The sequence below is a fragment of the Brevibacillus daliensis genome (assembly GCF_021245735.1).
Taxonomy (GTDB): domain Bacteria; phylum Bacillota; class Bacilli; order Brevibacillales; family Brevibacillaceae; genus Brevibacillus_B; species Brevibacillus_B daliensis.
Map to the genome: position 1 here is coordinate 77,513 of NZ_JAJISB010000029.1, position 23,809 is coordinate 101,321.

22 protein-coding genes and 3 pseudogenes are annotated in these 23,809 nt (G+C 38.6%); 3 read left to right on the forward strand and 22 right to left on the reverse strand.

From position 1 onward, the window contains the following. Positions 1 to 327: 327 nt before the first annotated feature. The 3 genes and pseudogenes from LM917_RS18445 to LM917_RS18450 form a co-directional block, all read right to left on the reverse strand. On the reverse strand, positions 328 to 1,533 hold the full coding sequence (locus LM917_RS18445) for an MFS transporter (protein WP_232699169.1): 1,206 nt from the start codon (positions 1,531 to 1,533) through the stop codon (positions 328 to 330). Positions 1,534 to 1,821: 288 nt separating this feature from the next. Beyond that, positions 1,822 to 2,025 (reverse strand): annotated as a pseudogene (locus LM917_RS24655) (hypothetical protein); the annotation flags it as partial. Positions 2,026 to 2,163: 138 nt separating this feature from the next. Beyond that, positions 2,164 to 2,562, reverse strand: a complete 399-nt coding sequence (locus LM917_RS18450) for an Rrf2 family transcriptional regulator (protein WP_232699171.1) — start codon at positions 2,560 to 2,562, stop codon at positions 2,164 to 2,166. A gap of 350 nt (positions 2,563 to 2,912) precedes the next feature. On the opposite strand from LM917_RS18450, the gene LM917_RS18455 reads away from it, so the two are divergent. After that, positions 2,913 to 3,863: an alpha/beta fold hydrolase gene (locus LM917_RS18455; RefSeq protein WP_232699172.1), complete on the forward strand. Its 951-nt coding sequence runs from the start codon at positions 2,913 to 2,915 to the stop codon at positions 3,861 to 3,863. Between the two features lie 183 nt (positions 3,864 to 4,046). Here the strand turns inward: LM917_RS18455 and LM917_RS18460 are convergent, their stop codons facing one another. The 5 genes from LM917_RS18460 to LM917_RS18480 form a co-directional block, all read right to left on the reverse strand. Further along, positions 4,047 to 4,841 (reverse strand): hypothetical protein, encoded by a 795-nt coding sequence (locus tag LM917_RS18460; protein WP_232699173.1) that lies wholly within the window; start codon positions 4,839 to 4,841, stop codon positions 4,047 to 4,049. A gap of 234 nt (positions 4,842 to 5,075) precedes the next feature. Beyond that, positions 5,076 to 5,645, reverse strand: a complete 570-nt coding sequence (locus tag LM917_RS18465) for a histidine phosphatase family protein (RefSeq protein ID WP_232699174.1) — start codon at positions 5,643 to 5,645, stop codon at positions 5,076 to 5,078. A gap of 92 nt (positions 5,646 to 5,737) precedes the next feature. Next, positions 5,738 to 6,313: a hypothetical protein gene (locus LM917_RS18470; protein ID WP_232699175.1), complete on the reverse strand. Its 576-nt coding sequence runs from the start codon at positions 6,311 to 6,313 to the stop codon at positions 5,738 to 5,740. Positions 6,314 to 6,445: 132 nt separating this feature from the next. After that, entirely contained in the window at positions 6,446 to 8,317 is a 1,872-nt protein-coding gene (locus LM917_RS18475) for a M56 family metallopeptidase (RefSeq protein WP_232699176.1), read from the reverse strand. Further along, a complete protein-coding gene (locus tag LM917_RS18480) occupies positions 8,310 to 8,681 on the reverse strand; it encodes a BlaI/MecI/CopY family transcriptional regulator (RefSeq protein ID WP_232699178.1) in 372 nt (123 codons plus the stop codon). The genes LM917_RS18475 and LM917_RS18480 overlap by 8 nt, the downstream gene beginning before the upstream one ends. A 761-nt stretch (positions 8,682 to 9,442) precedes the next feature. Here LM917_RS18480 and LM917_RS18485 point away from each other — a divergent pair. Then, a complete protein-coding gene (locus LM917_RS18485; protein ID WP_232699180.1) occupies positions 9,443 to 9,637 on the forward strand; it encodes a hypothetical protein in 195 nt (64 codons plus the stop codon). A gap of 155 nt (positions 9,638 to 9,792) precedes the next feature. Here the strand turns inward: LM917_RS18485 and LM917_RS18490 are convergent, their stop codons facing one another. From LM917_RS18490 to LM917_RS18555, 14 genes and pseudogenes are all read right to left on the reverse strand, one after another. Continuing rightward, on the reverse strand, positions 9,793 to 10,776 hold the full coding sequence (locus LM917_RS18490; protein WP_232699182.1) for an LCP family protein: 984 nt from the start codon (positions 10,774 to 10,776) through the stop codon (positions 9,793 to 9,795). A 380-nt stretch (positions 10,777 to 11,156) separates the two neighbouring features. Next, the gene (locus LM917_RS18495) at positions 11,157 to 11,489 is read right to left on the reverse strand and encodes an Imm8 family immunity protein (protein ID WP_232699183.1); all 333 of its coding nucleotides are present in this window, start codon (positions 11,487 to 11,489) and stop codon (positions 11,157 to 11,159) included. 242 nt (positions 11,490 to 11,731) lie between these two features. After that, positions 11,732 to 11,995 carry a type II toxin-antitoxin system RelE family toxin gene (locus tag LM917_RS18500; protein ID WP_232699184.1) on the reverse strand — a complete coding sequence of 88 codons (264 nt, stop codon included), beginning with the start codon at positions 11,993 to 11,995 and terminating at the stop codon, positions 11,732 to 11,734. Then, positions 11,979 to 12,221: a hypothetical protein gene (locus LM917_RS18505; protein ID WP_232699185.1), complete on the reverse strand. Its 243-nt coding sequence runs from the start codon at positions 12,219 to 12,221 to the stop codon at positions 11,979 to 11,981. Before LM917_RS18505 ends, LM917_RS18500 begins: the two co-directional genes overlap by 17 nt. A gap of 265 nt (positions 12,222 to 12,486) precedes the next feature. Further along, positions 12,487 to 12,852 carry a hypothetical protein gene (locus LM917_RS18510; protein ID WP_232699186.1) on the reverse strand — a complete coding sequence of 122 codons (366 nt, stop codon included), beginning with the start codon at positions 12,850 to 12,852 and terminating at the stop codon, positions 12,487 to 12,489. A gap of 294 nt (positions 12,853 to 13,146) precedes the next feature. Then, on the reverse strand, positions 13,147 to 13,653 hold the full coding sequence (locus LM917_RS18515; RefSeq protein ID WP_232699187.1) for a hypothetical protein: 507 nt from the start codon (positions 13,651 to 13,653) through the stop codon (positions 13,147 to 13,149). 748 nt (positions 13,654 to 14,401) lie between these two features. Next, positions 14,402 to 15,892: a bacteriocin-associated integral membrane family protein gene (locus LM917_RS18520; protein ID WP_232699188.1), complete on the reverse strand. Its 1,491-nt coding sequence runs from the start codon at positions 15,890 to 15,892 to the stop codon at positions 14,402 to 14,404. 83 nt (positions 15,893 to 15,975) lie between these two features. Continuing rightward, complete coding sequence (locus LM917_RS18525) at positions 15,976 to 16,170, reverse strand: hypothetical protein (protein ID WP_232699190.1); 195 nt, start codon at positions 16,168 to 16,170, stop codon at positions 15,976 to 15,978. A 265-nt stretch (positions 16,171 to 16,435) separates the two neighbouring features. Beyond that, on the reverse strand, positions 16,436 to 16,795 hold the full coding sequence (locus LM917_RS18530; protein WP_232699192.1) for a hypothetical protein: 360 nt from the start codon (positions 16,793 to 16,795) through the stop codon (positions 16,436 to 16,438). A gap of 30 nt (positions 16,796 to 16,825) precedes the next feature. After that, a complete protein-coding gene (locus tag LM917_RS18535) occupies positions 16,826 to 17,479 on the reverse strand; it encodes an ABC transporter ATP-binding protein (protein ID WP_232699194.1) in 654 nt (217 codons plus the stop codon). Between the two features lie 230 nt (positions 17,480 to 17,709). Continuing rightward, complete coding sequence (locus tag LM917_RS18540; protein WP_232699196.1) at positions 17,710 to 18,777, reverse strand: sensor histidine kinase; 1,068 nt, start codon at positions 18,775 to 18,777, stop codon at positions 17,710 to 17,712. Further along, positions 18,774 to 19,484, reverse strand: a complete 711-nt coding sequence (locus LM917_RS18545) for a response regulator transcription factor (protein ID WP_309241963.1) — start codon at positions 19,482 to 19,484, stop codon at positions 18,774 to 18,776. The genes LM917_RS18540 and LM917_RS18545 overlap by 4 nt, the downstream gene beginning before the upstream one ends. 237 nt (positions 19,485 to 19,721) lie before the next feature. Beyond that, a pseudogene (locus LM917_RS18550) lies at positions 19,722 to 22,753 on the reverse strand (Tn3 family transposase). Positions 22,754 to 22,755: 2 nt separating this feature from the next. After that, positions 22,756 to 23,382, reverse strand: a complete 627-nt coding sequence (locus tag LM917_RS18555) for a recombinase family protein (RefSeq protein WP_232699197.1) — start codon at positions 23,380 to 23,382, stop codon at positions 22,756 to 22,758. A 248-nt stretch (positions 23,383 to 23,630) separates the two neighbouring features. Between LM917_RS18555 and LM917_RS18560 the strand changes: the two are divergent. Next, positions 23,631 to 23,807 (forward strand): annotated as a pseudogene (locus tag LM917_RS18560) (Tn3 family transposase); the annotation flags it as partial. Positions 23,808 to 23,809 lie beyond the last annotated feature (2 nt).

Consider the following 23,809-nt stretch of genomic DNA (forward strand, 5'->3'; position numbering starts at 1 on the left):
CTCTACCGTGAGCGTTTGAGGATAGCTCATCATTTTGAGCGGTAAATCAGGCTCCCCTTTTGCTGCAAGGATCGGATGGCGTCCCGGATCGGCTCCAGAATATTATTCTCGGGCGCAAGCATTCATTAAGGTAAAGACTTTATTTTTAACACTTGCGCCAGACCTGATTAGTTTGATCAAAAAACTATAAATATCGCCTGTTGATTTGTTGGGCTGCCATCAAACGGTGGTACATATCCATATTTGGTTTAGTCAACTCAGTCCACTCAGTCCACTCCGGTCAACCTCCTTTCTGGGATAAAAGGTACTTCTCATATAGATTCCTTCCTAACTTCTTTTTAGTTCATCAACTGCTGGAGATACACGTTTAATAAAAAATGTAGCCAGTAGTCCCAACAGTAAGCAGCATGCCAAGATCGAAAAAGTAAGTACATAATTCCCAGTGTTGAGTAACATTACGGCTAAGATTGGCCCTATAGTAGCACCCAAGTTCACAATAACCGTATAAATGGAAATCGCCGCACCTCTTGCAGCTCCTCCCAGTTCACCGACCAGTGAAACCAACGATGGGATAGCAACCGCAATTCCGGATACAAACACAACGCTCATGACAATTATAAACACCATGTTTGCACCAAGTCCTAAGAGGATCAATCCGATAGCAGATAGGATTATTGCGCTTCTAAGTATCGGTATCACGCCAAATTTCTTAACCAGCCCACTCGCAAAAAGAGACATTAGCATCCCTATGATCCCTAATGAACGCACATATAGTATTTGTTGATTCGTGAACCCGAAAAGAGGGCTGCTTAAAAAATCCCCCAATGCACTGTACATGCCTACAAAAGAAAGCAACATAACCAATGCGATTACATATGCTAACCATAGTGACTTTTGTGACAGTGTGTTTCTCATTTGTTTAAATGTTTCCGCAACACGAACCCCATTCGCTGGAAGGTTTGGTATAAAGAATAACATTAGTAGTGTTAGTATAAAATATATGGCCGCCAAAATGATGAATACATATTGCCAACCTAGATGAAAACTTACAAAGCTACTGAACACCTGCCCGATAATTCCAGCCATAAGAAAACTTGCACTCATACAGCTGATTGCAAATACTTTTTTATGTTGCGGGAACAATTCCATTACATAGGGAAGCACTACGGGAGAGAAAGTAGCCGCAGCAAAGCCTTGTATTGCTCTGAAAAGAATAACGGAGAGCAAACTGCTTTGAAATCCTAGAAAGATAGTAATAATCGTTAATGCAGCTAATCCCCCAAGCATGATTCTTTTTCGGCCAAAACGATCTGATAATGGACCAAACAACAAGGCTCCAGCAGCGAAACTAAACGTAAACGAGCTACTTGCCCATACTGCTTGACTATCTGAAACCGAAAACTCCTTTGAAAGTACGGATATTAACGGAATTGTAGCATAGAAGCTGGACATAATTGCTAATCCTGAAAAAAACAATATCAATGTAATGAAAGAATAATGTTGTTCTTTCACTTTTAACTTCAAATCATTCATTTTTTCACTCCATAACATATTAACTCTTCAACTTAACGAAGGCCACCGATCCATACGGTCCTGCGGTTTTAGTTGAGATCTTTTCTGCTCACTAGAACGAGGTTCATTTTTGCTCTTCAGGTCGTGTTAATGCTAATTTATTATATTTGATATGAATTTTTTCAATTTTGTAACACCAATGATGAATTGTCTGAATTTCATCACCTCCTTAATCAGCACATCTGAACTCGGGAGACTGTGGTACGTACATTCCCCATCCAACTTTTGTACGGAGATATTAAAGACTTTTTATATCCGTGATTTGTCCGCATATATACTCCTGCGGACCGAAAAATCTTCCTCCGTCAAATCCATATTTACGCTCATAGCGGTTCGGCTGCCATCTGCTGCAGCAAAAACCACTTGGGAAGGAGCCACGTACGAAGCATCTCTGGCGATATATAAACCTGCTATTGAGGACCTCCCCTTTTCGTCGGTTTTAATCCCGCCCGCCTATAATGGCGCAATCGTAACTCATAACACTCAACTACTCTAATACAGATATGAAAGACTTATTATATCCTTAATTAAGCGAAAAAATTCTGATACTTAGGAACTGCACACCTCCTTTCGTCATTAAATGTGTTACATTTAAGCTTGTGATTGCTTTAGGGCCAAGTCGGTCAATTTCGTGTTTTTGAGATGGCTTTCCATTTTCTCTTCCGCTTCCTTCATAACAGCTTGAATTGAGCATTCATCACCGTGAAAAAAATCACATTCAAACAAGGAGGCAGTGCCCTCAATAGCGTGGATAATATCCAAAAAAGTCATGTCTTCTTTTTTGCGGGATAAGCGATATCCCCCGTTGACTCCGGAAACAGACTCGATCATCCCTGTTTTTACTAGCCTTGTTAAAATTTTAGAAAGATAGGTTGGCGAAACACCTTGCATTTCTGCTAACTCCTGAACACCTATCGGCTTAACCGGTGAAGCTTCAAAAAGCTTGAGCATGGTGTGCAGAGCATAATTCGTTGCTTTTGTAAATTTCACGGTAGCACCTCATTCAAAGATATCTTATGTCTATAATATCCTTGAAGTCGCTAATATGTCAAGTAGTACATTTTCATAAAATTCCACGAAGACATTAATTTTAACTTGAGGTACACAAAAGGAAACGGACGCTCCCCTAATTTGATTTGCAAATCATTCCAGACCACATTTATTGTTCTAACAAGATAAAGAGGTGTACTTTCTTTAAAAACTATTTCTTGCTTCCGACACGATACTTCCTATCCGTTTCAAGGACAATAAATCGTATTCAAAGCGATAACTCTCAGCCGCACCGAAGCTCTATTCGATTTTTATTGTGCAAAGCATTCCGCTGTCACGTATATTATTATTTGAAAAGTACAAAAAATCGTTATACTGGTTATAGTATAGTGAAAATATCAATAACACTGGGGGCAAAGAAAATGGTAGAAGAAATGATCCTGCTAGATCATGTAGGAATAAATGTAAGATATTCATTAAATGAGAATCCCGTTGTGTTATTTCTTCACTTTAGTGGTGGAAATTTAAACATGTGGGAAGGAATCATACCGCAATTTGAAAAGAATTACAGTATCATTGCCCCTGATTTTAGAGGACATGGCAAATCCGACAAGCCCGAATCAGGATATCACATTGATGATATGGCTCATGATATTTATTTATTGTTGCAGCGATTAAACGTAAACCAATGCCATATCGTGGGTAGTTCAATGGGCGCTGAGGTTGGTCTTAGCTTAGCTGCGTCACATCCAAAGTTAGTTCTATCCCTGATTTGTGAAGGCGCTTTTTATAATGAGTTTGGGAAACACGGGCTATTTAATGGAACAGTGGAAGAGATTGAACAAAGAAAAGAAGTCCTGCGGGCACAATTGGCTGAAAGAAAAGAACTTATATTTAATACGAAAGAAGAGTATATCGAGAAAGAACGAGCAAAATTTACCCAACAAGGATTATGGAATGAAAATTTCTTAGCCTTTTTCGAAAATAATTTACAACCGCTAATGAACGGTACTTTTACTTATTGCTACTTAAACCGTGTGAGAACAGAATATATTCAAAAATACTGGGATGTGAAGTTTGAGGAATATTACAAGAAGGTACAATGCCCTATTTTATTTCTTCCCAGCGAAGAAGAGTGGGAGAATGAGACAATTAGAAGCATTCTATATACGTTCGCTGGTCTATTAGATACATATGAAATTGAGCGAATAGATAATTCTATTCATGCTTATGTCTGGATGCAACTTCCGACTCCAGTAGGCGAAGTAGCAAAGAGATTTATCAGAAAGCATGATGAATGATTGTATAAATGGATAATCCCCCCTCCATATAACGTGGCTGTTATCTATACCTATTTTATACAACGATCACACTTTCCGCTTCCGCTCATCTTCATAAGCATGATCGAGAAAATCCAATAAACAAAGCACAGATCTCTTCGCTTCTGATGTCACCTGTGCTTTGTTTCAATGTTTTATTACTCCTTATTTCGCAATCAAAACGGATTGTCCAGTCGTTGCATCGATATGAACTTTTTGATTCGCATTCGCTATTCGTGGCAGTTCCTCATAGATTAGGCGTATTTTGTTATCCTCAGTAATAAAGTAATAAAGCTTAAGCTTATAGTGTTTCATCCACTCTTGTGCAGCTACTTCCGGAGTTACAACAGTTTTAGAATCTGGCAGTTCCTTTGAAAAGTCAGTGATCTTACCTGTCATTGAGTCTACTTCTACCCGATAACTACTGGTAGCAGTACGTGTAGGAAAAACAGGTATACCCTGATAACTACTGAAGAACTGGTATGCATAATCCCCTTCCTGAAGCCCGTCCTTTATTTGAATGCTATAGCCTAGTATCAGCTCCGTCTCCCAAGGGTCCAAATATCTCTGCACAAATTTGATTGCAGCTTTTCTTGCATCCGTTTCTTTGATCGTGCCTTTTTTAGGACTATCGCTACTACTATCAAACACCTGAATTACTCGACCACTAGCTTTATCTGTAATTAGATTTACATGTCCAAATTTGTACCTAACATCTTTCCCATCGTTCATATCAATCGTTTCTACATCAGAAGGTTGCAACTCTTCCATTTTTACATTAAATTCTTCCTGAACCAGTGCTCTCGCTTGCTGCTGGTTGTGTACTTTCTTTGCCTGTGTAGGTGGCTGCACAGGAATTGGCGTATCATTATTCCAATCTTGTTCAAAATAAACACCAAAGTTCGATTTGCTAGAGTAATTATAATAAAGAGGTTGCCCTGTTTGGGCATCGAATTGCATAGGAATGGGAGCTAGGATCGTTTGATTCAGCTATCTTGTTTTTGTGACAGGTCCTACTAGATTTTACTCTTTTGAAATTAGTTAGTGATAATAAGTCGTTTCTGAAACAACACAAAGAAATCGAGCTTCTGATTGATTCTGTCAGCCAGTAGCTCGATTTCTACTATAAGAGAGACGTCATTTTAAATATTGCTTCTATTCATAGTTTACGTTTAGGACTGTATAGTGCATTACTTATTTCCATATCCTCTCAACGTGCTCCAATATATTACGATCAAATGTCAATCTATATATATCAGGCTTCGAAGTAGCATTCCAAAAATCAAACCCATATTTATCGTCAAAATAATTCATTATTATTGTCATTATATTACCATGTGTGCCGATGACGATATTTTTTCCTCTATGTTCTTCTAAGAGTCTTTCTATGATGGGTATAGATCTTTGTTGTGCTTTACGTGTAGATTCGCCGCCTTCTAAAGCCAAATCTTTGTTATTAAAAGATCTACGAATGGCATCATACAATACATCCCACGGGGCCTTATAATCCAGGCCCTTTATTGGACGCTCGACTAGTTCTTCATATTCTACGATATCTAGGGACTTTTGTTCAGCTATGTATTGAATTGTCTGTTTAGCCCTGGTATAGGGGCTGGAGGCAATATAATGGACATCAACGTCACTGAAAAACTCAGAAACTTGCTTCGCTGCCACAAAACCTTCTTCCGAAAGCCCCCGAGTTCTCTCTTGACCGAATTCAAAAGGTGATTCAGCATGCCTTACCATGTAGATTGTGGTTTTCATAGATCCTCCTAAATACAGTTTTATTCAACCATACCAATTCGCGTATGCTGCTTTTCCAGTCAGCGATCTCTAGCTATCGAAAGTATAACCCTCTATACAACATACATCTCAACCACCAAGACAACCTTATTTCCAATTATATATAAATTATATAATCCCTCATGTTCACTCTTGTCAAAATCTTCACTGTTTATGAAAGTAGGTACGAGTGCGTTTAGAACATAAAACGAGTCTGACCCTGCTAGTAATTTATCACGTTCCTCTTTTTCATTGACTATCACAAAATTGTTAGGAGCAGTAAGATCTATTTTGAACTCCGCATAATCTACTCGAATGCTAACTCCGTCTTTTGCTAATGTAGCTTCTTTTATATATCCTTGTTTATAAGTAATCCCAGGGAGATTAGTAAGTAACGTCTGATTCATATTGCTCCGATTTTTTAGGGTTGTTATCTCCCCCATTATAAATTGAATTTCACCTTGTAATTCCTCAATGATTCCTTTTTGAACGGCTAGTTCCTTTTTCGAATCATCCAGTTGTGTTTCTAATTGTTTCAGCTCATTTGTCGCAACTACTATTTGTACCTCATTGTTTTTCATATCATTACTTGTACATCCCATCAATATCAATACAAGAGCATGTAACAAAAAAAGCTTATAAAATCTCATAACATCCTTCTCTCGTTACTCTCATTGAAAAACCAAAAAATATCCTTTTTCTTTAGCCAATCTTGGAAAAACAATAAAAAAAGGGGGCATCTCGCCCCCTTTTAGAAATTTTGCCGACTGACGAAATCTTCTTTACTTTGTTATGCTCACTTCCTCTTTGCCAGTCTTATACGTATAAATTTCTAACACTGCATGATCTTGTTCATCTCCACTTGCCACAACCTTAAAGGAATGATTCACTTCATTTTTCCCAGGCGTGTAAATATGACTACTAAAAGTGGAAGAAGCATTGAAAATTGCTTCCACGATCTTGCCAGTCGTCTCATCAATGATCACCAAGTTAATAGTGGGCATTTTGTCAGTCAATTCCTTTATATCAATCGCTAAAGTTTCGCCGTTCTTTATGACAAAGGCAGCACCGAGCTGTACCCCTTGTTTTGCTAAAGTTTCTTCCGCCTGATTTATTTCACCGATATCATTGAGATTAGTTTTGGGTAGCTTAGCTTTTCCGTTAAAAATGTCTGTTATTTTTATTTTTTTGTCATACGAAGTATACATTTTATGACCAACGATGGCGCCGCTTGTCTTTTGGTATAGTCTATAAGTAAACTGTTTCGGAGTAATAACCTCCTCTATTACATAAACTCCCCGCTTCATAAGCTCTTTGATAAATGCCTGATGATCATACTTATATTTTGGGTCCTGGTAGTCCAAGTCAAAAGTAATTTGATTGACTATCATCTGTTTAATCACTTTATCGTCTATGTAATCCTTCGCGTGTTCACTGAAAGCAACCGTTACCGTATGGCCTTCTATAGACATCGTTTTGTTGATCATGTTCGCAGCTGACTCTTTATCCTTCCAATATTTTTTAATTTTATAGTAAGGCTCTGTGCGGTTGAAGTAACCGATCTTTCGTCCTTCAGCATCAATATACAAATGTTCGCTTATATGCATCGACTTTGTTCCAAGCGCGAGTTCCACATTTTCTTCAAGCGTTTCGAACGTATGGTAATAGGTCATAATGCCACCGCTATCTTCCGTAAGAGGCTTGGATTTCTCAGCAAAAACTACGGAGGATGAGAAGACTGACACTGTTGCAATTAGAACAACAAGGAAGATGCCTAAGACCGTTTTTTGGCTTCCCGTATTTCGTTTCATTATTAGAGAAAACCTCCTATACAACTGATTATTGGGTTGAGCCAGATTGCTGTTCAGAACAGGCGAACTTGAAGCAAAATGTAAAATCATCTCGCTGTATCGCTTCTTCTCAGCAGTTTTCAAGCCTTTCGTTATTTGTTCATCTACGGCGTATTCGCAGGCCTCGCTAATATTAGCTAAAGCAAGATAAGATACCGGATTGAACCAATGCAGGCAGTTGACCAACACCGCCATAAGCTTAATCCAAGCGTCTCTTTGCTTGTAGTGGATCCATTCATGCTGCAGCGCAAGTTTGTAATCATCTGCATTTATGTTCGCGTTTGGCATTACGATTGTCGGCTTGAAAAATCCAATTAGCATAGGAGAGTGCACATAATCGCTGACTACCACTTTCAGATCTCCTATACGATCGATCGGGGAGGATTGAATCGCTTGCTTTTTAAAGCGAAAGTAAGCGGAAAAATAACGGTACAACATTGCTAAACAACCGACCATCCAGATTCCAAGTATCCACTGATCTACAGATAAAATAGAAAAACCTTGGTTTTCAGACGTAGTGCTGGCACTTGCCGTCTGGTCAGGCATTGACGTTCCGATCGGTGCAGTCATCTCTATAACAGCGCTCGTTGAATCTGGTTGCACCTGTTTTTCATAAAAGGAAAGCAGCGGTTGATTCATTGACATGTTAAAGTGCAGCGGCAAAATAAAAAGCGATAATGCCATCAAACTGGCGTAATAATACCAACGGCCACCATATTTTGAGGCCAATTTCGTTCGTAGCAGAATGAATAATAAGCTTGCAACACTACCAGTAAGAGAGGTCATTAACAACCATTTAATCATAGCTGTCCACCTCGCTATTTATGAATGCCCGAAGCTCTTCGATATCCTTCTTTGTCAAATTCTCAGCCTGGAACAATGAGCTAATCAAACTTTTGGCAGAACCATTATGGATGGAGAGTAGAAAGCTCTTTGTTTGCATTTTTCTGTAATCCTCTTCGCTTATAGCTGCCCAATATTCATGAGCATGCGAACGTCCGAGTTTCACGGATTGCAACGCCCCTTTGTCTAGTAACCTACCGGCAAGTGTGAGAATAGTCGTCTTATTTTTGTCAGGAAAATATTCCATGATTTCATTGGTAGTCATCCTTCTTCCACTTTCCCATAGGACTTGCATAATCTCCATTTCAGCTTTTGTGATTTGCATAGCGGTAAGTCGCCTCCTTTTATTCTACATTACGTTTTTTATTCTACAACATGTTGAAACGAAGTGCAAGCCGAAGTCGAGCAAACATTAATTGGCCAATCCCGTAAAGATAAGGACGTATTAAAGGAACTGTTGATTTTGTATTTGAAAGTAAACAATGACTATCATTTCTATGATTTGGTCAACGTTATTCGACAAAGGTGGATGTCTCAAAAGAAACGCTATTGGGTGATCTAAAATCCGCCATGGCGGAAGAAGAGGATAAGCAGTTGATTGAAGAAATGCAGCGGAACAGCCGCGTACACCCATTATAAAAGCTTTAGTGAAGTCGTTGAGTGATTCGTGGACATTTATTAAAATGTATATTGTGAATCATTGTACATAATTTGATTTCGTGCAATTCGGAAATAAAAGTAAGCCTATGACCCATTTTTACACGTGTCTCGGCTGAACATATGAATAAACTCGAGTTCCTTAGCGTGGGTTTTATGTCATTTGGTTGGCGGTATCCCTATTTAGGAAAATTAAACTTAAAAGGGGATGTTTCTATGGTTAATCCAAAAGAAACCAATAAACAAAGTGACACAAAAGAAATCTTTTAAGCAGGTACTGATTACGTCGAGGCGTTAGAACAGTTTATTATGATCCTCGATTTCGAGGATTTTTTCTTTCCTCCCTACACTCTTTGCTTTGTAAAGATAAAACATACTGTGACTCCTTTTGGATAACACTAACTTTATTCTTAATGAGGAGGGATTTGCATGGATGAAACAACAAATAAAGGTGACTTAAAGAACCAAGAGAAAACTTTAAAAACTAAGGGATTAGCCGATGCTGAAAAAGAAGGCACACAGACAAAAACGGTCAAGTCCGAGATGATCCGCGCCGAAAATGCCGATAGCATTTACGAGTACCCCGTCAGGGGACTAAGTCGTCGCGGTATCCGCAAATTTTAAATGATCAACTCGTGCCGGAAGTGTCCGGCCTCCGCAGGTTCCATCGGCGGCGGGAAACGATCTGCTTGGAGCTGTAGTAGCTGCTTGCCGCTCCTTGCTGGTCCCCGCCTTACGAAAGCCTGCTGTATGGAAGCAGCCGCCGCGTAAATGCTTCCCTACGTAAGTGATAATCCCGTCTTTTGGTTTCGGTCCATGTCGCTAGAGTAATATTTTGATCCTCGATCATCCTTACGATGGCGTACATAGTCGAGTGCCTGTTTTCCGTTAAGCAGCTGCGTACCTGGTTGCAAGTTAATATGGGTACCATCTGTTGAGTCTGTATAAACCATTCGTTTATCTACGGTTACTTCAATACCATTAAGTTGATCAATAATTTTGGTGAATCCTTCAAAGTCAACTAATACATAATGTTGGATGGGAATCCCTAACAAATTGCTTAGTGTATCCTTTAATAAGCTAGCACCTGTTACTGTAATGGGTTTTTTTTGACTTTTGGCATTGTTACGGGCGATCTCTCCCCTCGCATAGGTGGAATTTACTTTATAGTGCCGGCTGTATCCTGGTATCTTTACTTTCGTATCACGTGGAATGGAAAGGAGTGTCATTTTTTTATCTGTAGGTTCAAGAACTAGAACCATAATGACATCCGTATTAAGACTTCCCCCTTTCTTTCTTGTATCTTTCCCAACGATTGCGATCGATATGGGTTGAACGAATGATGGATCCGCAACAAGTTGATTGGTATCCGGTACAGGAAGCGGTTGTTCTATCGGTATATCAATCTCTGGTACTGCTACGTGTACAGAACTGGATATAATCAAGTTAATAAGAGCTACAAGCTCCTCCTGGGGAATATCATCGCCGTTTGATACGATGTTTGCGATCAGTTCCATTTTTTCTTGTGACAGGTTTTGATTCTCTTGAACAACTTCGCCTAGCTGCTCCTCTTCTAAGAGCTTTGCTACATCTTCATCTATTTCTTCCTTCAATTCTTCAAGTGTTGGTTCATGTACTTGTGATGTTATAGATTGTCCGCTCGCTGATACATATAGTAAGGTGTCATTTATTTTGTTATAGATGAGAAATCCGGCTATGCATAAGCTAAGTAAAAATACTAGATATAGCTTTTTTTTACTCATTAGTTGGTAATCTCCCCTTTTCTATTGTCCTGGTCCTTTCAATATAAAAAAATAGATATATCAATGAAAAAACCCCTATGCCTATCCCTTGAAATAAAGGATAAGCATAGGGGTTTTCCCTTTGCCTACAGAATTATTATTGTTTTATCATATCACATTTGGTCAAAAAGAAGAGTTAAAGGTGCCCTATTATTACGCTTTGAAAAATTTATAATAGTAGTGTAATTATCTGCTTAATCTTACCTAGGTTTCGAGGGATCTATATAACCTAATGGATTATTCCATACATACGTATACCGATTCAAACTTAGCGGATTATTTGGCACTCTCCAAAAAAAAGACGGCTATCAAAAAAACATAGCCGCATCGATTCTTTATGCTTATTTATCCATATCCCATCTGAAATATTTCGAGATATTAAGTAGTGTTTCTTCGTCCTCTTCTTCTTGACTTAAATTTATTATCCTCTCAACGGTAGTTACTACTTTGCCGTGGTCATAATCATTCATTATAAGTAACCCTCGTCCTATCTCTAAATGTGTTGATTCAACAATCTTACTCAGTCTTTTCGTGCTTATAACTTCGAAAGAGAACATATCTGTAGATCCTAGAATATTCTCTAATCCAACATCAACTTGATAGGAGATCAAGAAGTCATCTGCTTCTTCACCCCAATACTCATTAACATTTGTAATAGCCTTTACTACTATCAAAAGTGATCACCTCTTAATCAAGAATATCAATGTGAACATTTTTTATTTCAATTCTTTTTTCTCCTCCTACTGTATTAAAGAAACTATTTTCCTGGAAATTTGTTAATCGTTTCAAGATTTGTCATACCATTGATTTATAACTTAAAGGTATACAGGTATTTTATCAGGACACGTATGGTAAGCCAGTATGTGTCTAAGATCAACAAAAAGCCGGTAACTCCAACATTAAGGAATTACCGGCTTTATTTATATACATCACCACGGGATCCAATTGATTCAACGTAAACGACCTTTTCTTCATGATCGACATAAAATAGAATACGAAAGGTCCCCACTCTCAGACGATATAATCCCGTATACCCTTTCATGGTCTTAATATCGCCTTCAGGTGGGACTTCTAGGAGTCCTTCCATCCCTAGCCCAATTCGTTCCCTTACTGACCTCTCTTGGGTAGACAAATATTTAATTGCGCGTCGGCTTACAACTAACCTATATTCCAAGTTCATGCTTTGCTTTTTCCCACGAAATATATTCGTCATTATTATTTAATTGGTCATTTTCTTCCTGGCTTAAAGGTATATCATCAGGTTCTGCTGCATCGATTGCACTCCAGGAGGATGGTTTTTTTTGAGAACGATCGATTAAGTATTTCATAAAATCAAATACAGTTTTTTTATCAGTCTCACCTAATTTATCAATTAAGTTATGAAGGTCTTCTTTTCGTACTGCCATGTTATCGCCTCCACATAAATATTTTCAAAAGAATACTGTTTCTTTTACTGTTTTTCAAGTTGAAGTTACCTACATTTTACTCTTTTATTGCAATTATATACAAGATGGAAATGATTTAATGACCCATACTCTCTTAATAATGTACTGAGGCATTCCAATGTCGTTCTGCAGTAAATCTACAATAATAATGAAAAGTGCCCTCGATTAGTTCATTTTTACTTACTCGCGTTCTTCAATTGGAAATGAGAGCTCTTCAAAGGGGACTTTATTTATTTGCAAGATCATCCATGGCTTGAAGAGATAGTTTAAATGCTTTAATTCTTCTTTCTAAAAGCGTTTTTTGAGGGCTACCCGCTTTTGACTTACCATAAATGTTCTCAAGTGATGGGAATAAACCAGTCAAAACATTGCGAGCTTCTGCTAAATCTTTCTCGGTGTAATGATGAGGTCTTAGATTCCAAGCAGTTTCTAGCATGGCTAAGCCGATGTATAAAGCTTTGAGGCGTTTCTTTAATAAGGTAGTGTTAGCACCTTTCTGAGTCATATTAGCTAAGGCGTTTTCGGATTTACGGATTGTCGATTGGAAGGCTTTGATTGATTCCAATTTATCTTCATCTGATACGTTTTCCATTTAGTGCTGACCTCTCTTTGTCTCTAAATTATTTTGCTTGATACTCGTAATAATCGTTGAGAACTCCACTCATTATATAGCTTCTAACCATAGTCAGAGACTATTGGAAGGGTAATTTTCTCGACAAGCAATTTCACATCATGAATATCATTTTACGCTACTTAGAGGAATTGACCAGGATTTAGTTTTAGGTTTTAATTACTAAGCAAAAAAATGAAGAGAGAAGCACTACCGGGTTAATTGGTAGTGCTTCTCTCTTCATTTTTTTGCTTATATTAATGCTGTTCACCGATTTTACTTAGCTTCTGTTCTGAAATGGGCTATTTTAATATTGTCCCAATAACTATCAATTTTATAAGATTCATTGTCTGGTAATAAGGTTACTCGGCCTGCTTGTTGCATGACCTCATCATTCAATGTGCCTTTTAGGTAAATCTTGTAACCGATATCAATTGAACCTGAAACGTCATTTCTTTTGAAATTAGTAATTTCTACATCTTCTACAGTTAAAAAAATGTCATTATATGCCAAAAAAGAAGCGGTATGACCTATTCCTGTTTTATGAAAATTTTTTGTTTCCTTCTCAGTTATATAAGGTTTTGCTTTATCTTGTATCACTATTATATAAGCAGTGAAATCGTTGGGAGTTTTTTTATACTCCTCTTTTTTAACTTCATAATTAATTTTACTAAAGCTAATCAATAGTTTTTTAGCCTGTTCTTTTAATTGTTCATCCGAAACGTCTGATGAACATGCAGTTAAACTAAACAATAACACAATAGCTGTAAGTATGATCCTCAAATGGATTCTACCTCCTTTTGTGGTAATTATTTGGCAAATAAATTATATCATATTACAAAAAAAGAAATGGTTTTTATCTATAGAAACTAATTTCTTCTATTTTTATTTTAAATTGTATTATTTTCTATAAATCGATTGTGTTTTTTGTGAATATTTTACTTTGTTAAGTAAGGGGTATCCCTAATCTTTATATTGGGGGAGGGCTATGCTTAACATTGAAGATAATATACAGAAAGAAAAATGTTCAAAATCCTACAGAGGATTGCTTGGAATCTACCATATCGGGTAAGGAAAAAGAATTCAAAAGAAGTTCTTGTTTCTGATGACATTGTTATTTCGGTCTTTGATGATAAAAAAATTTCTTCAATTTATGTAGAAGAGATCATCGATCATATACCCTCGGACAAAGGGAAGTATATTATCCGAAAAACAATAGTAGATGGGCTTACAGAGAAAGAAGTGGCTGCTAAATTAAACATGACTCAACAGGGGGTACATAAGTGCAAAAAGAAAAACTTAGAGATACTGAGACAGCAGAAATACAATTTAAAGAATTATTAGAAAAAGCAAAAAAAGGTGATACAGAATCTTTGGCAGGTTTATTAGAACAACTTGGATGAAGTATATAATGCCCTAACTGGGGTCCTACCAACAAAACGCGCAAAACATACGCTAAGCAAATTTCGACATGAAAAAAGCCGAGCTTTCCTACGGCAAGGAACGCTTCGGCTATTATACTAATCTTCAATCAAACCCTACGTTTACTAACTCCATTGAAACACCAATGTACGGCAAACAGATGGGACAGCGGAACAATAAGCAATCCATAAGCCGCAGTCAGAAGTACAATTCCTATCGCATTAGGTCGTTGTAGCATGACAACGATGACCACAAGTATGATCCCCACAAGCAGTTCCTTGGCCACGCGGCTCTGAAGAATTCGCATCCAAGATCGGCCTGCCAACCGCAATGGGAAGTCACGCTTCGACTGTAATGTTGCTGTGATCAATGCACTGATTGCAGTAGCAACACTGAAAGCAACCACCAGTGCAATCAGCGAAAGATTCTGCAACCACACAAGGTATGCTGCGAACTGCGCTTGTAGTACGCCCTCTTCGGCAATGTAAACAACTTTCAGTTCACCTTTGATGCCACGATCCCGTAGCGCCTGTAAATCAAGACTGTGTCGTTCTAATAATTGTTGCGTAGCAGTTACACCAGTGAACACTATGTTGTCACTCGAGATCATGGATGTCAAAGTAGAATCATTAAAGGTGTCGTACAGCGAGGGAACGACAGCGAGTAGGATATCATCTCCAAAGTGGAGACTTTCGCCCCCTCCCCCTTGAGCCACCGGAAGTCGGGATCCCTCGACCGGTTGGAGGAATTGTAATTGTTCGAATAGATTCCCAGAATGCTCCTCCCTCGACAAAATATCAATCTCTTCTTGAATTTCGTGAACAAGATCTTCTGAAATGTTGTGGTGCGAAACAGGCACTACAACCGGCTTTTTCGCACCCATAGTAACTAGGTCAAGCCAACGCTGGTTTACGAAAGAGACGGTGGAGTACTTACCGAAATCAACCGTTGACCACATTTCCTTGGTGTAAGTATAGGAAAGTGCTACTGCTTCAATCGATTCCGCATCCCTTACCATCTCGCCGATCAATGGCTCCATTCGATCCATTTCGTCAATGTCTGTTGCGAACACAATTGACACTTGGTCTGCAAGTCCCTTCCACTGTGCCATTTCAGTTGCCTTGGCAGATGATTGTTTATATGTAGACCAAGCAGGAGCAGAAGTAGACACCACTAAAACGAACGTTAGCGCCTGAATCACAATCGCCACCGAACGCAAGCTTTTTACAGCCGGTTGTCTAGTGGCAAGCATGACAGCACTTGGCCACGCAAAGGCTGACATAATAAGCGCAGCAAGTATGGATATGGCAATAACAACGACTTGAAGACTAATCAGTACTTTGAGGAAGGTACTGACGTACATCCAGCCATGAAAAACACCCACATAGCTTGCTGCAACCATAGCTACAGCCCCCGCCGAAACGAGTAACGCCCCACCAAACTCCGTGAGGTCCTGTATCTGAATCCGCATAGTCGGAGACCCACCAAGAACTCGAAGGGCACGTCCTCGCGCCCTTACTGACAACCAGAACAGCGCTAGCGATGCAAGAATTACAGTAGCAAATCCCCTTTCCAGCACAACGAATACAAGACTGTCCAATATTGAGGCATCCCATCGGCCTACCTCCACCCCCGCACCTTTCAGAGTTTCTTCAAAATCATCCAAATTAGCAGTATTCCCAGTTACGAGGTATAACCCATCAGGATAGGAATTGGCAAGCCGATCTTTGCCAACAATCTTGCCTGTATCGTCGCCGCTAAACCAAGTAAATTCATCGGGCAGCCCTTTATCGTTGAGCGTAGCAAAAATCTTTCTATCTCCATCGCTGGCAAGATCTGGAGCAATCTTGACCAGACCAAGCCCCAGGCGTGTATCAAGTTCTTCTAACTTCGAAAACGCTTCAGTGATAGAGAATCCTGATTCGTTGAAGTTAATATTAAGCCTGCTTTCACTTCCAATAGCCTGTGGGAAGTCTCGATCATTTAGGTCGGTAATGATTGCGGCCAACAGTGCAAGCAAAGTAAACAATGCTACCGAAACAGCCACTATGATACGTTTATACATATTCATCTCTCTTTTTCACCCCTCTTTCTTTTTAAATGCGAGAGACAACGTTTGGGGATAATTAGCTGAAAACCTACGCTAGCGCTTCTCCAAATGAACTGGAACCCCAAATCCTTCGCTATGAGTAAGTAGGTTGTTGATGGCATTACGCTCGGATTTCGACTCATATCTCACCAAGACAAGCCCCCGTTCCTGATTATCTGGACATGGCTTGCCTACTTCCACTTTAATCCCATCTCCCAGCTCTTCTATTTCCTTGGCGAAATTTTCGTGATTGTCCAAGGCAACAGTGACCTCTGCAACGGTCGGTAGCTGGTCGCATGGAGGGTGGGTGTCTTTTGGTGATGCCGTTATCCAACCATTTAAAAACGCAAATGCTCCTACTAACAATAGTAAGCCAACAATGACACTGATAATAATCTTAGAAGTTGATTTCATAAGTATCCTCCTCGTTAAATATTTTTTTAATTAATGTGATGAACTGTTGGAACCGATCTGATGCATTGCACCGCACGCAGCAATCATCTCGGAATCATGCGTTGACACGATGACCGTCCGGGCACGCACAGCAAAATCCGCAAGCAATTCGATGACCATCTGCCGGTTAGTTGCATCCAGTGAAGCAGTTGGCTCATCAACAAACAGGATATTAGCATCCTTGTAAATGGCACGAGACAAAGCAAGTCGCTGTTTCTCGCCTCCACTCAGGTGTCCAGCCAACTCATTTTCCCTACCTTTTAGACCCGTCTGTTCAAGTGATTGTTTCAACCGTTCTTTGTATCCCGAGAAACGTTTTCCAATGACGCTCGCCTGCATAGTGACATTGAAGGCAACCGACTCCTCATCCATAATGCCATAATCCTGAAGTACGAATGCCGCGTTATCGCGCCAGAACCGACGTCGTGCCGCGGTGCCGTACCTTGTGACATCTTTCCCGTCAATTAAGATGCTTCCTTTATCCACCGGAAGCAACAATCCGAGACAATGTAGGAGTGTGGTTTTTCCAGATCCACTTGCGCCAACGAGGGCTGTCATAATACCGGGCTTGCAACGAACGGACTCACCGTCAAGCACAAGCCGCCCACCAATTGCTACTGAAATGTCTTTAGCTTCAATTAACATTTGCACCACCACCTAATTCAACGTCTGTTGAGAACATTACCAGCATAGTGAACATCCCTTTGGTAGTTTGATTCAGGTCTTTCCATCTTTGCGTATATAAAGGTTTTTCCATTTATTTCATTCCTTCCAATTCAATAATGAATGGTTCACTGCGAACAATCAGTTTCAATATGTAGTATAGGGCAAAAAAATAAACACCATTGAAATGGTGTCTTAACAGAACCTTAATTTTAGTAAGGAAATAAAATTTTTATCTTCGTTCCTTTATTTGGCTCACTTTCGACTTTAATCTGTCCCCCTTGTTTTTCAATAAACTGTTTAGCAATGGACATTCCCAACCCTGACCCGAGATGTGACTTGTCCGTCGTCGTCCCCCGGTAATATTGATTAAATAATTGTTGAATTGTTTTATCATCCATTCCGATGCCATCGTCTTTAATTTCTATTAAGGTTGAACCTTCTATTGTTTCTATGGAGACAGTAATCGTTGTTTCACGGGGATTATGATAAATAGCATTCATAATGAAATTTTCTAGTGCTCTTTTTAATAATGTCTGATCAAAAGATAATAAAATATCGCCTTCATCCTTGAATTTTAAATGAATAGGATAGTCATTAGCCATCGGATACTGACGAAGATCTTCCAAAACATTTTTTACAAAAGTGACCAGATTTGTAGTACTTAAATTCAAAGGAATTTGCATTTTATCAAACTCATAAACACCACCTAAATCATCAATTAACTGCTCCATATATAATGATTTATCTTCAATAATATTAGCAAATTCCTTAATTTCTTCTTCATCCCATTTATGTTCGGAACGAAGCATGGCTGCATAACCTTTAATGTAAGACAACGGTGTTTTTAAGTCATGTGTCACCCCTGAGGTCCAGTTCTTCCTTGTTTCATCAAGTTCTTTTCGTTCTTTCTCTGCTGCATTGAGTTGATATGTTAAACCATCAAGCTTTGATTTAAGTTCCAAAAACAGACTAAACCTCATCTTATTTAAGGGGAAATCCTTTATTGTATCAGGCATTTTAAAAACCCCAAGTGATAATTGATCAATCCAGCGTATAAAAAAGAAAAGAGGCTTCCTGATTTGACGGTCGATAACAAGTCCAATCAGAATAAGCATTCCAATGAATAGTAGTGGGAATAAAACATATGTCACCAATCCATTAATTCCTAATGGAATGTTCAAAAAGTTAAGGACTGAAAATCCCGTAATAAAAAAAATAGCACCTATGGTCAATAAAATAATTATTAATATCAATGAAATTTTGGTTTCTAATTTCATTGGGGACTCCTTTGTTTTTCATTATTTAGCATGTAACCCAATCCCCTCACATTTTTTAAATACTTGGGATGTTTAGGATCTTTTTCAATTTTTTGACGCAGACGACTAATATGGACCATAACCGTATTTTCTTTCCCCACAATACTGTAATCTCCCCAAACTTTTTCATATAGATGGTCTACGCTAAAAACCTGATTGGGATGCTGGCACATGAATTTTAGTAATTGGAACTCCTTGGCTGGGCAATTTACTTCTTTTCCTTCCACAATCAACCTTGCTTGGTCATAATGTAAAACGAAATGCTCTGTTTGAAATACCTGAGCTATCTCCGGTATTGTTTTCCTTTGACGATGTAGAATGGCTTTGATTCGGGCAGCGACTTCGAGGGGATTAAAAGGTTTCGTTATATAATCATCGCCACCCATAGAAAAGCCAGTTAATTTGTCAATATCAGTAGTACGTGCTGTTAAAAAGATAATGGGTACATCTGACATTTCCCTAATTTGTTGACACAAATCGAAACCGTTTGTATCAGGCAACATGACATCGATCAATATTAGATCAATCCTGTGTTCCTGTACCTTTTTCAATGCTTCAGCACCTGACTCGGCTTGGTATATCTCTTGAAATCCTTCCTTATCTAACAGCCGTTTTAGCATTTTAATTAATCCTACTTCGTCTTCTATAATGAGTATACTTTCGTTCACATTTTTCCTCCTCGTGAGTAGGTATCTTATACCAAACATATAACAACCAAAAACCACGGCATTAAACATCTGTCACCTAATGGTTTGAATCTATAATAAAAAACCCTTACTGTTTGCTACCTTTATAATTTTTCTCTTTTTGAATTTTATAATTTGGGTGTTTTTGCCCATCCCCCCGAAAAGGTGGAATAAGGAGTACTTCACTAAAAGACTAGGGAAGTACTCCTGAAACATTGCTTACTCTGTTTCCGGTATTACGTTTAATTGCGCTAATTCCTGTATGATTGCCTCCATGTCAACAGACTCTTGTTGTATATTAAACTCGTATCTTCCATAGAAGTTAATATGTTGCCATGCAACTGGGGATATTTTTTTCATAACATCCGAATCCAGACCCTTTGTTTCTCTGTAAGCCAACATATTAGATAAAATACTAGCATTGTAATAAATAATGCAATTGGAGAGTAAGAGACTGCATTCGCCCCAGATATGTTGATCATTTTCATTTTTAAAACGCAATTTTCCAAAATTAGCAAAGGATACTGCTTTGCTTCCCCCCGGTTTAATGCCTTTTGCACATTCCGTCGTAAAGGTGGAGAATCAATATAATCCAAAAAATATAGACTTCTTATGATGTTATCGTACTCCCATAAAGCACGTTTGGTTTTGTTCTTCCGTGCATAAGCACTTAACTTACCAATAATAATGCTTTGTGTGGTTGTTTTAACCGCAAGAGATAGCATAATTCGTTGAATATTTTCCCATTCTTCTATAATAAGATTCGTATTTATCTTCCGAACTGGCTTTATCAGTTTATCTTCATATTGGCTTGGATGTTTGAATCCGTAAAGAGATTTGTTGAACTTATCGTGAATATCCTTGTAGCGTGGAGCAAACTGATAGCCAAAAAAGTGAAGAATAGCAAAATTCACTTCGTTGGTCCCATGTGTATCCGTGGAATGCACATCAGGCTGAATATCAGTTGTGTTGTTAAATAAAATATCAAATACATAATGACTTTCATGCTCATTGGCCCCAATGATTCGGGCGTTAACAGGGATATGGTTGGCTACCATTGTGTAGGAAACAATCCCTTTACCAAGGCCAAAGTATTTAGGTGAATGACGGGAATTAATGGTATTGATTCGAGTCTCGGCTTTCTGTCCATCACTACTAGAATGAATCGTCTCCCCAATGTCATAATGTTTAAAGATTGGAAGTTTGGCTATTGCATTACTAATACAATCATTAGCCTCTTTTAAAGTCTCCGGACGAATAAAGTTATCAGATGTGGCAGCCAGTAACGGATAGCTAATATCAGAAATTTCCCCCATTCTCCCTAACCCCATGTTGGTTCCCCAAGCAATCAGACAGGCGACAAGAATTCGATTTTCTTTATTCTGTTTGGCATAACGTCCTAAGATGTGCTCAAATGAGTCAAGGAATTGACAGTGCTGTTGAACAAAATGCAAGACACTCCTAATGTTTATTTGCTTTAATGTATCGTAGAATGAGTGATTAATAGATTCTGTGTCCCGAGTATAAGGTAATGTCCATCGGGTATGTGAGCCCCGTTTTTTGATTTGAAGATGCTCATTTTCCCCAGATGAAATACTCTGGTTAACTTTAGTAATTCGATCTTCTAGTCGCTTCTCAAGCTCCACTAAATGACTATGAATGGGTTGGTTGAAAATCGTCAGATTAGTATCAGCGATCAACATTTCTTTCTGTTCCCATTGACGATCATTGATCAGGTCGTCCTCAAAACTGCGAAATCGGATACTATCACGACAAAAAATATCTCCTGCTTCCAAACGCTTGCGTAGGAGGCGATAGACTAAAAATTCATAGCGGTCTGCTAAAATTGTTTTTTGTTCATAGATATAACGCTTCACACCATCGGATATGAAACCATTCGGCAAATCATCTGAGTGATATTGTCCTAATGCTTTATTCTTATTAAAAGCAGTTTTCATAAAATTCACAGCTTTAATTAATGGATCATTTGGTGAAGGAGCTACGAAATCAACCTGCAAAAATATAGGTCTTAAATAACGTTTAAATCGTCGTGCCTGCTGATCAATATGTTCCCATTGGAAGGCAGTTTCATCATATTTTATATTTGTAGTAATCTGTTTCGCTACGGATTCCAGTTTCTGACGTTCCAGAATTGTAAACGCACGGTCTTGAATATCCTTAAAGGGAGTATTGGCAGGAATATGATCATCAGTGAATATTTTAAGCAGTTCCCCTGCTTTTTTCATGTCTTGATTACTCTCTGTATAGCACTCGTAAACTCGTTCTTTTGCTGCTAATTTAGCTTCATCTGCATAACCTCTTACGCTATATATGAGGGTGTTGATCAGGTTGTCATGCATCCGTTGATAACGATGGGATACAAAACAAAACAGATAGACATAAACAATCCATACATTCAGCCGTTTGAGCTTGTAGACAGAGTAGTAACTTACTAACGAAGCATAGTACTTGATGCTTTCGTTAGAAACACCTAACTTTGGTAACAGTTCTTGAGCAAGGTAATATAAATGCTGTATTTGTTTACCACGATTCATTTCAAGCTTTATTTCAGTGGCGCTAAAGTCTTTCGGTTCGTGTTTTAGTAGTGTTATTTCATACAGCCCCGAAGAGTCCTCAAGTAATCGATCTAAGGATTCAATATCAGTCTGTTTAAGACAATCCTGCATCAATGTGATTAATCGGTTTTGCTCGTGGGTTATTGCCTGTCCTGTCATATCTTGCATAAAACTATAGCCGGGAACAACAATGCAGTTTTCAGACAAATAATTCATGATTTCTCGAAAAATATAAATAGGCTTACCACAAAACGCTGCAGCCCTTTGAGCCTTCTCCTCCATCTTACGCCGTTCTTTAGCGCCGCAACTTTGGTAGTTAAATAATTTAAGAATCAATTGTTGTTGTTTTAACCTAGTGGACTTATCAATTGAACTCAGGTCAATAATTTTACTGTTGTTGAAATGTTCCTTCAGAATATATTGAAGATCCTCTTCTACCTCATGGAGGTCAAATGTAAAAAATAGTTGTTTGGCTTTGAAATAACCCAGTTGTAAAACGAAATAAGCCTTAGATTTGACAGAACGCAATGTGTGTAGCAGCTCTTTCTCTGGCTGTGAAAGAGAAAAATAAGAACAGCGATCTTCGTATGAGAAGCTTGGTCTGTCATAAATGATCTTTATTTCATCGTCACTAAGAATCTTCAACCGTTTTTGGTTCGTTGTATTATTCTCCATATTCATATTCCAATCTCAAATTCCCTGACTACTTTATAAAATGAGTTCTTTTTCAACCCAAGTAAACGCATGAACTCAACGCCCGTGATCTCTTTATTTTTCCACTTCGGATAGTGAGAATCTAATAATTGGTGCTGTTCATGGGAAAGGGTCCGTAAATTAAGCTTTGGTCGTCCCAAATGTTTACCTTGAGATTTGGCGAGTGCTATGCCTTCGGCTTGGCGCTGTTTGATTTTCTTTCGTTCTTGTTCGGCCACATAAGAGAGAAGGCTTAGAAACTGATCTTCCATTAACTTTCCGATATCTCCCATCTCACTATATTTACGACTATCAAACAATGTTTCGTTTTCCAACACGACAATATCTGCTTGAATGTTCCTTGTGATGTGTTTCCATTCGTGGATAATCCCTTCGTAATCCCTTCCCAATCGATCTAGGGCATCCAGATAAAGGAGATCCCCTTTTCGCAGGATACGCTTCATCGTCTGGTAGCTGGGGCGATTAAAGTCTTTTCCACTTTGTTTATCAACAAAGATCATTCGCTCTTCGATGCCTAAAGCTAACATTTTTTTCACTTGACGTTCTTCATTTTGATCTGTAGACGAAACGCGAACATAACCGATCTTCACAACGAACTTCCTCCAGAAGATTTATTTTCTTCTATCATTCTACTATATTTTGTTTCCAAAGGTATGATCAGTTTAATAAACGTTTATAAAATGTTTTTCATACATTTTTAAACGCATAAATCAGCCTGTATCAGATAGGTTTTAAAAGTACACCTTTAAGGAGACTTAACAACCGCTTATCTGAAACTTAGTTGTACCAATGGTTTCAGCCTGTTCGCCTTTTTCAGGGCGTTGGGCAAAAACACCCCATTAGCATTTGGAATACCGTGTATCTGTCACAAGCTATTGAACACTTTAAAGATATGGGAAAATATCAAGAGGAATTGCTTCCACACATCTCACCGTTAGGATGGGAACTAGGAGAATATTCATTTAAAACGGAGGCTTCGAACTCCATACATTCCTTGCGTCCACTTAGAAAATAAAG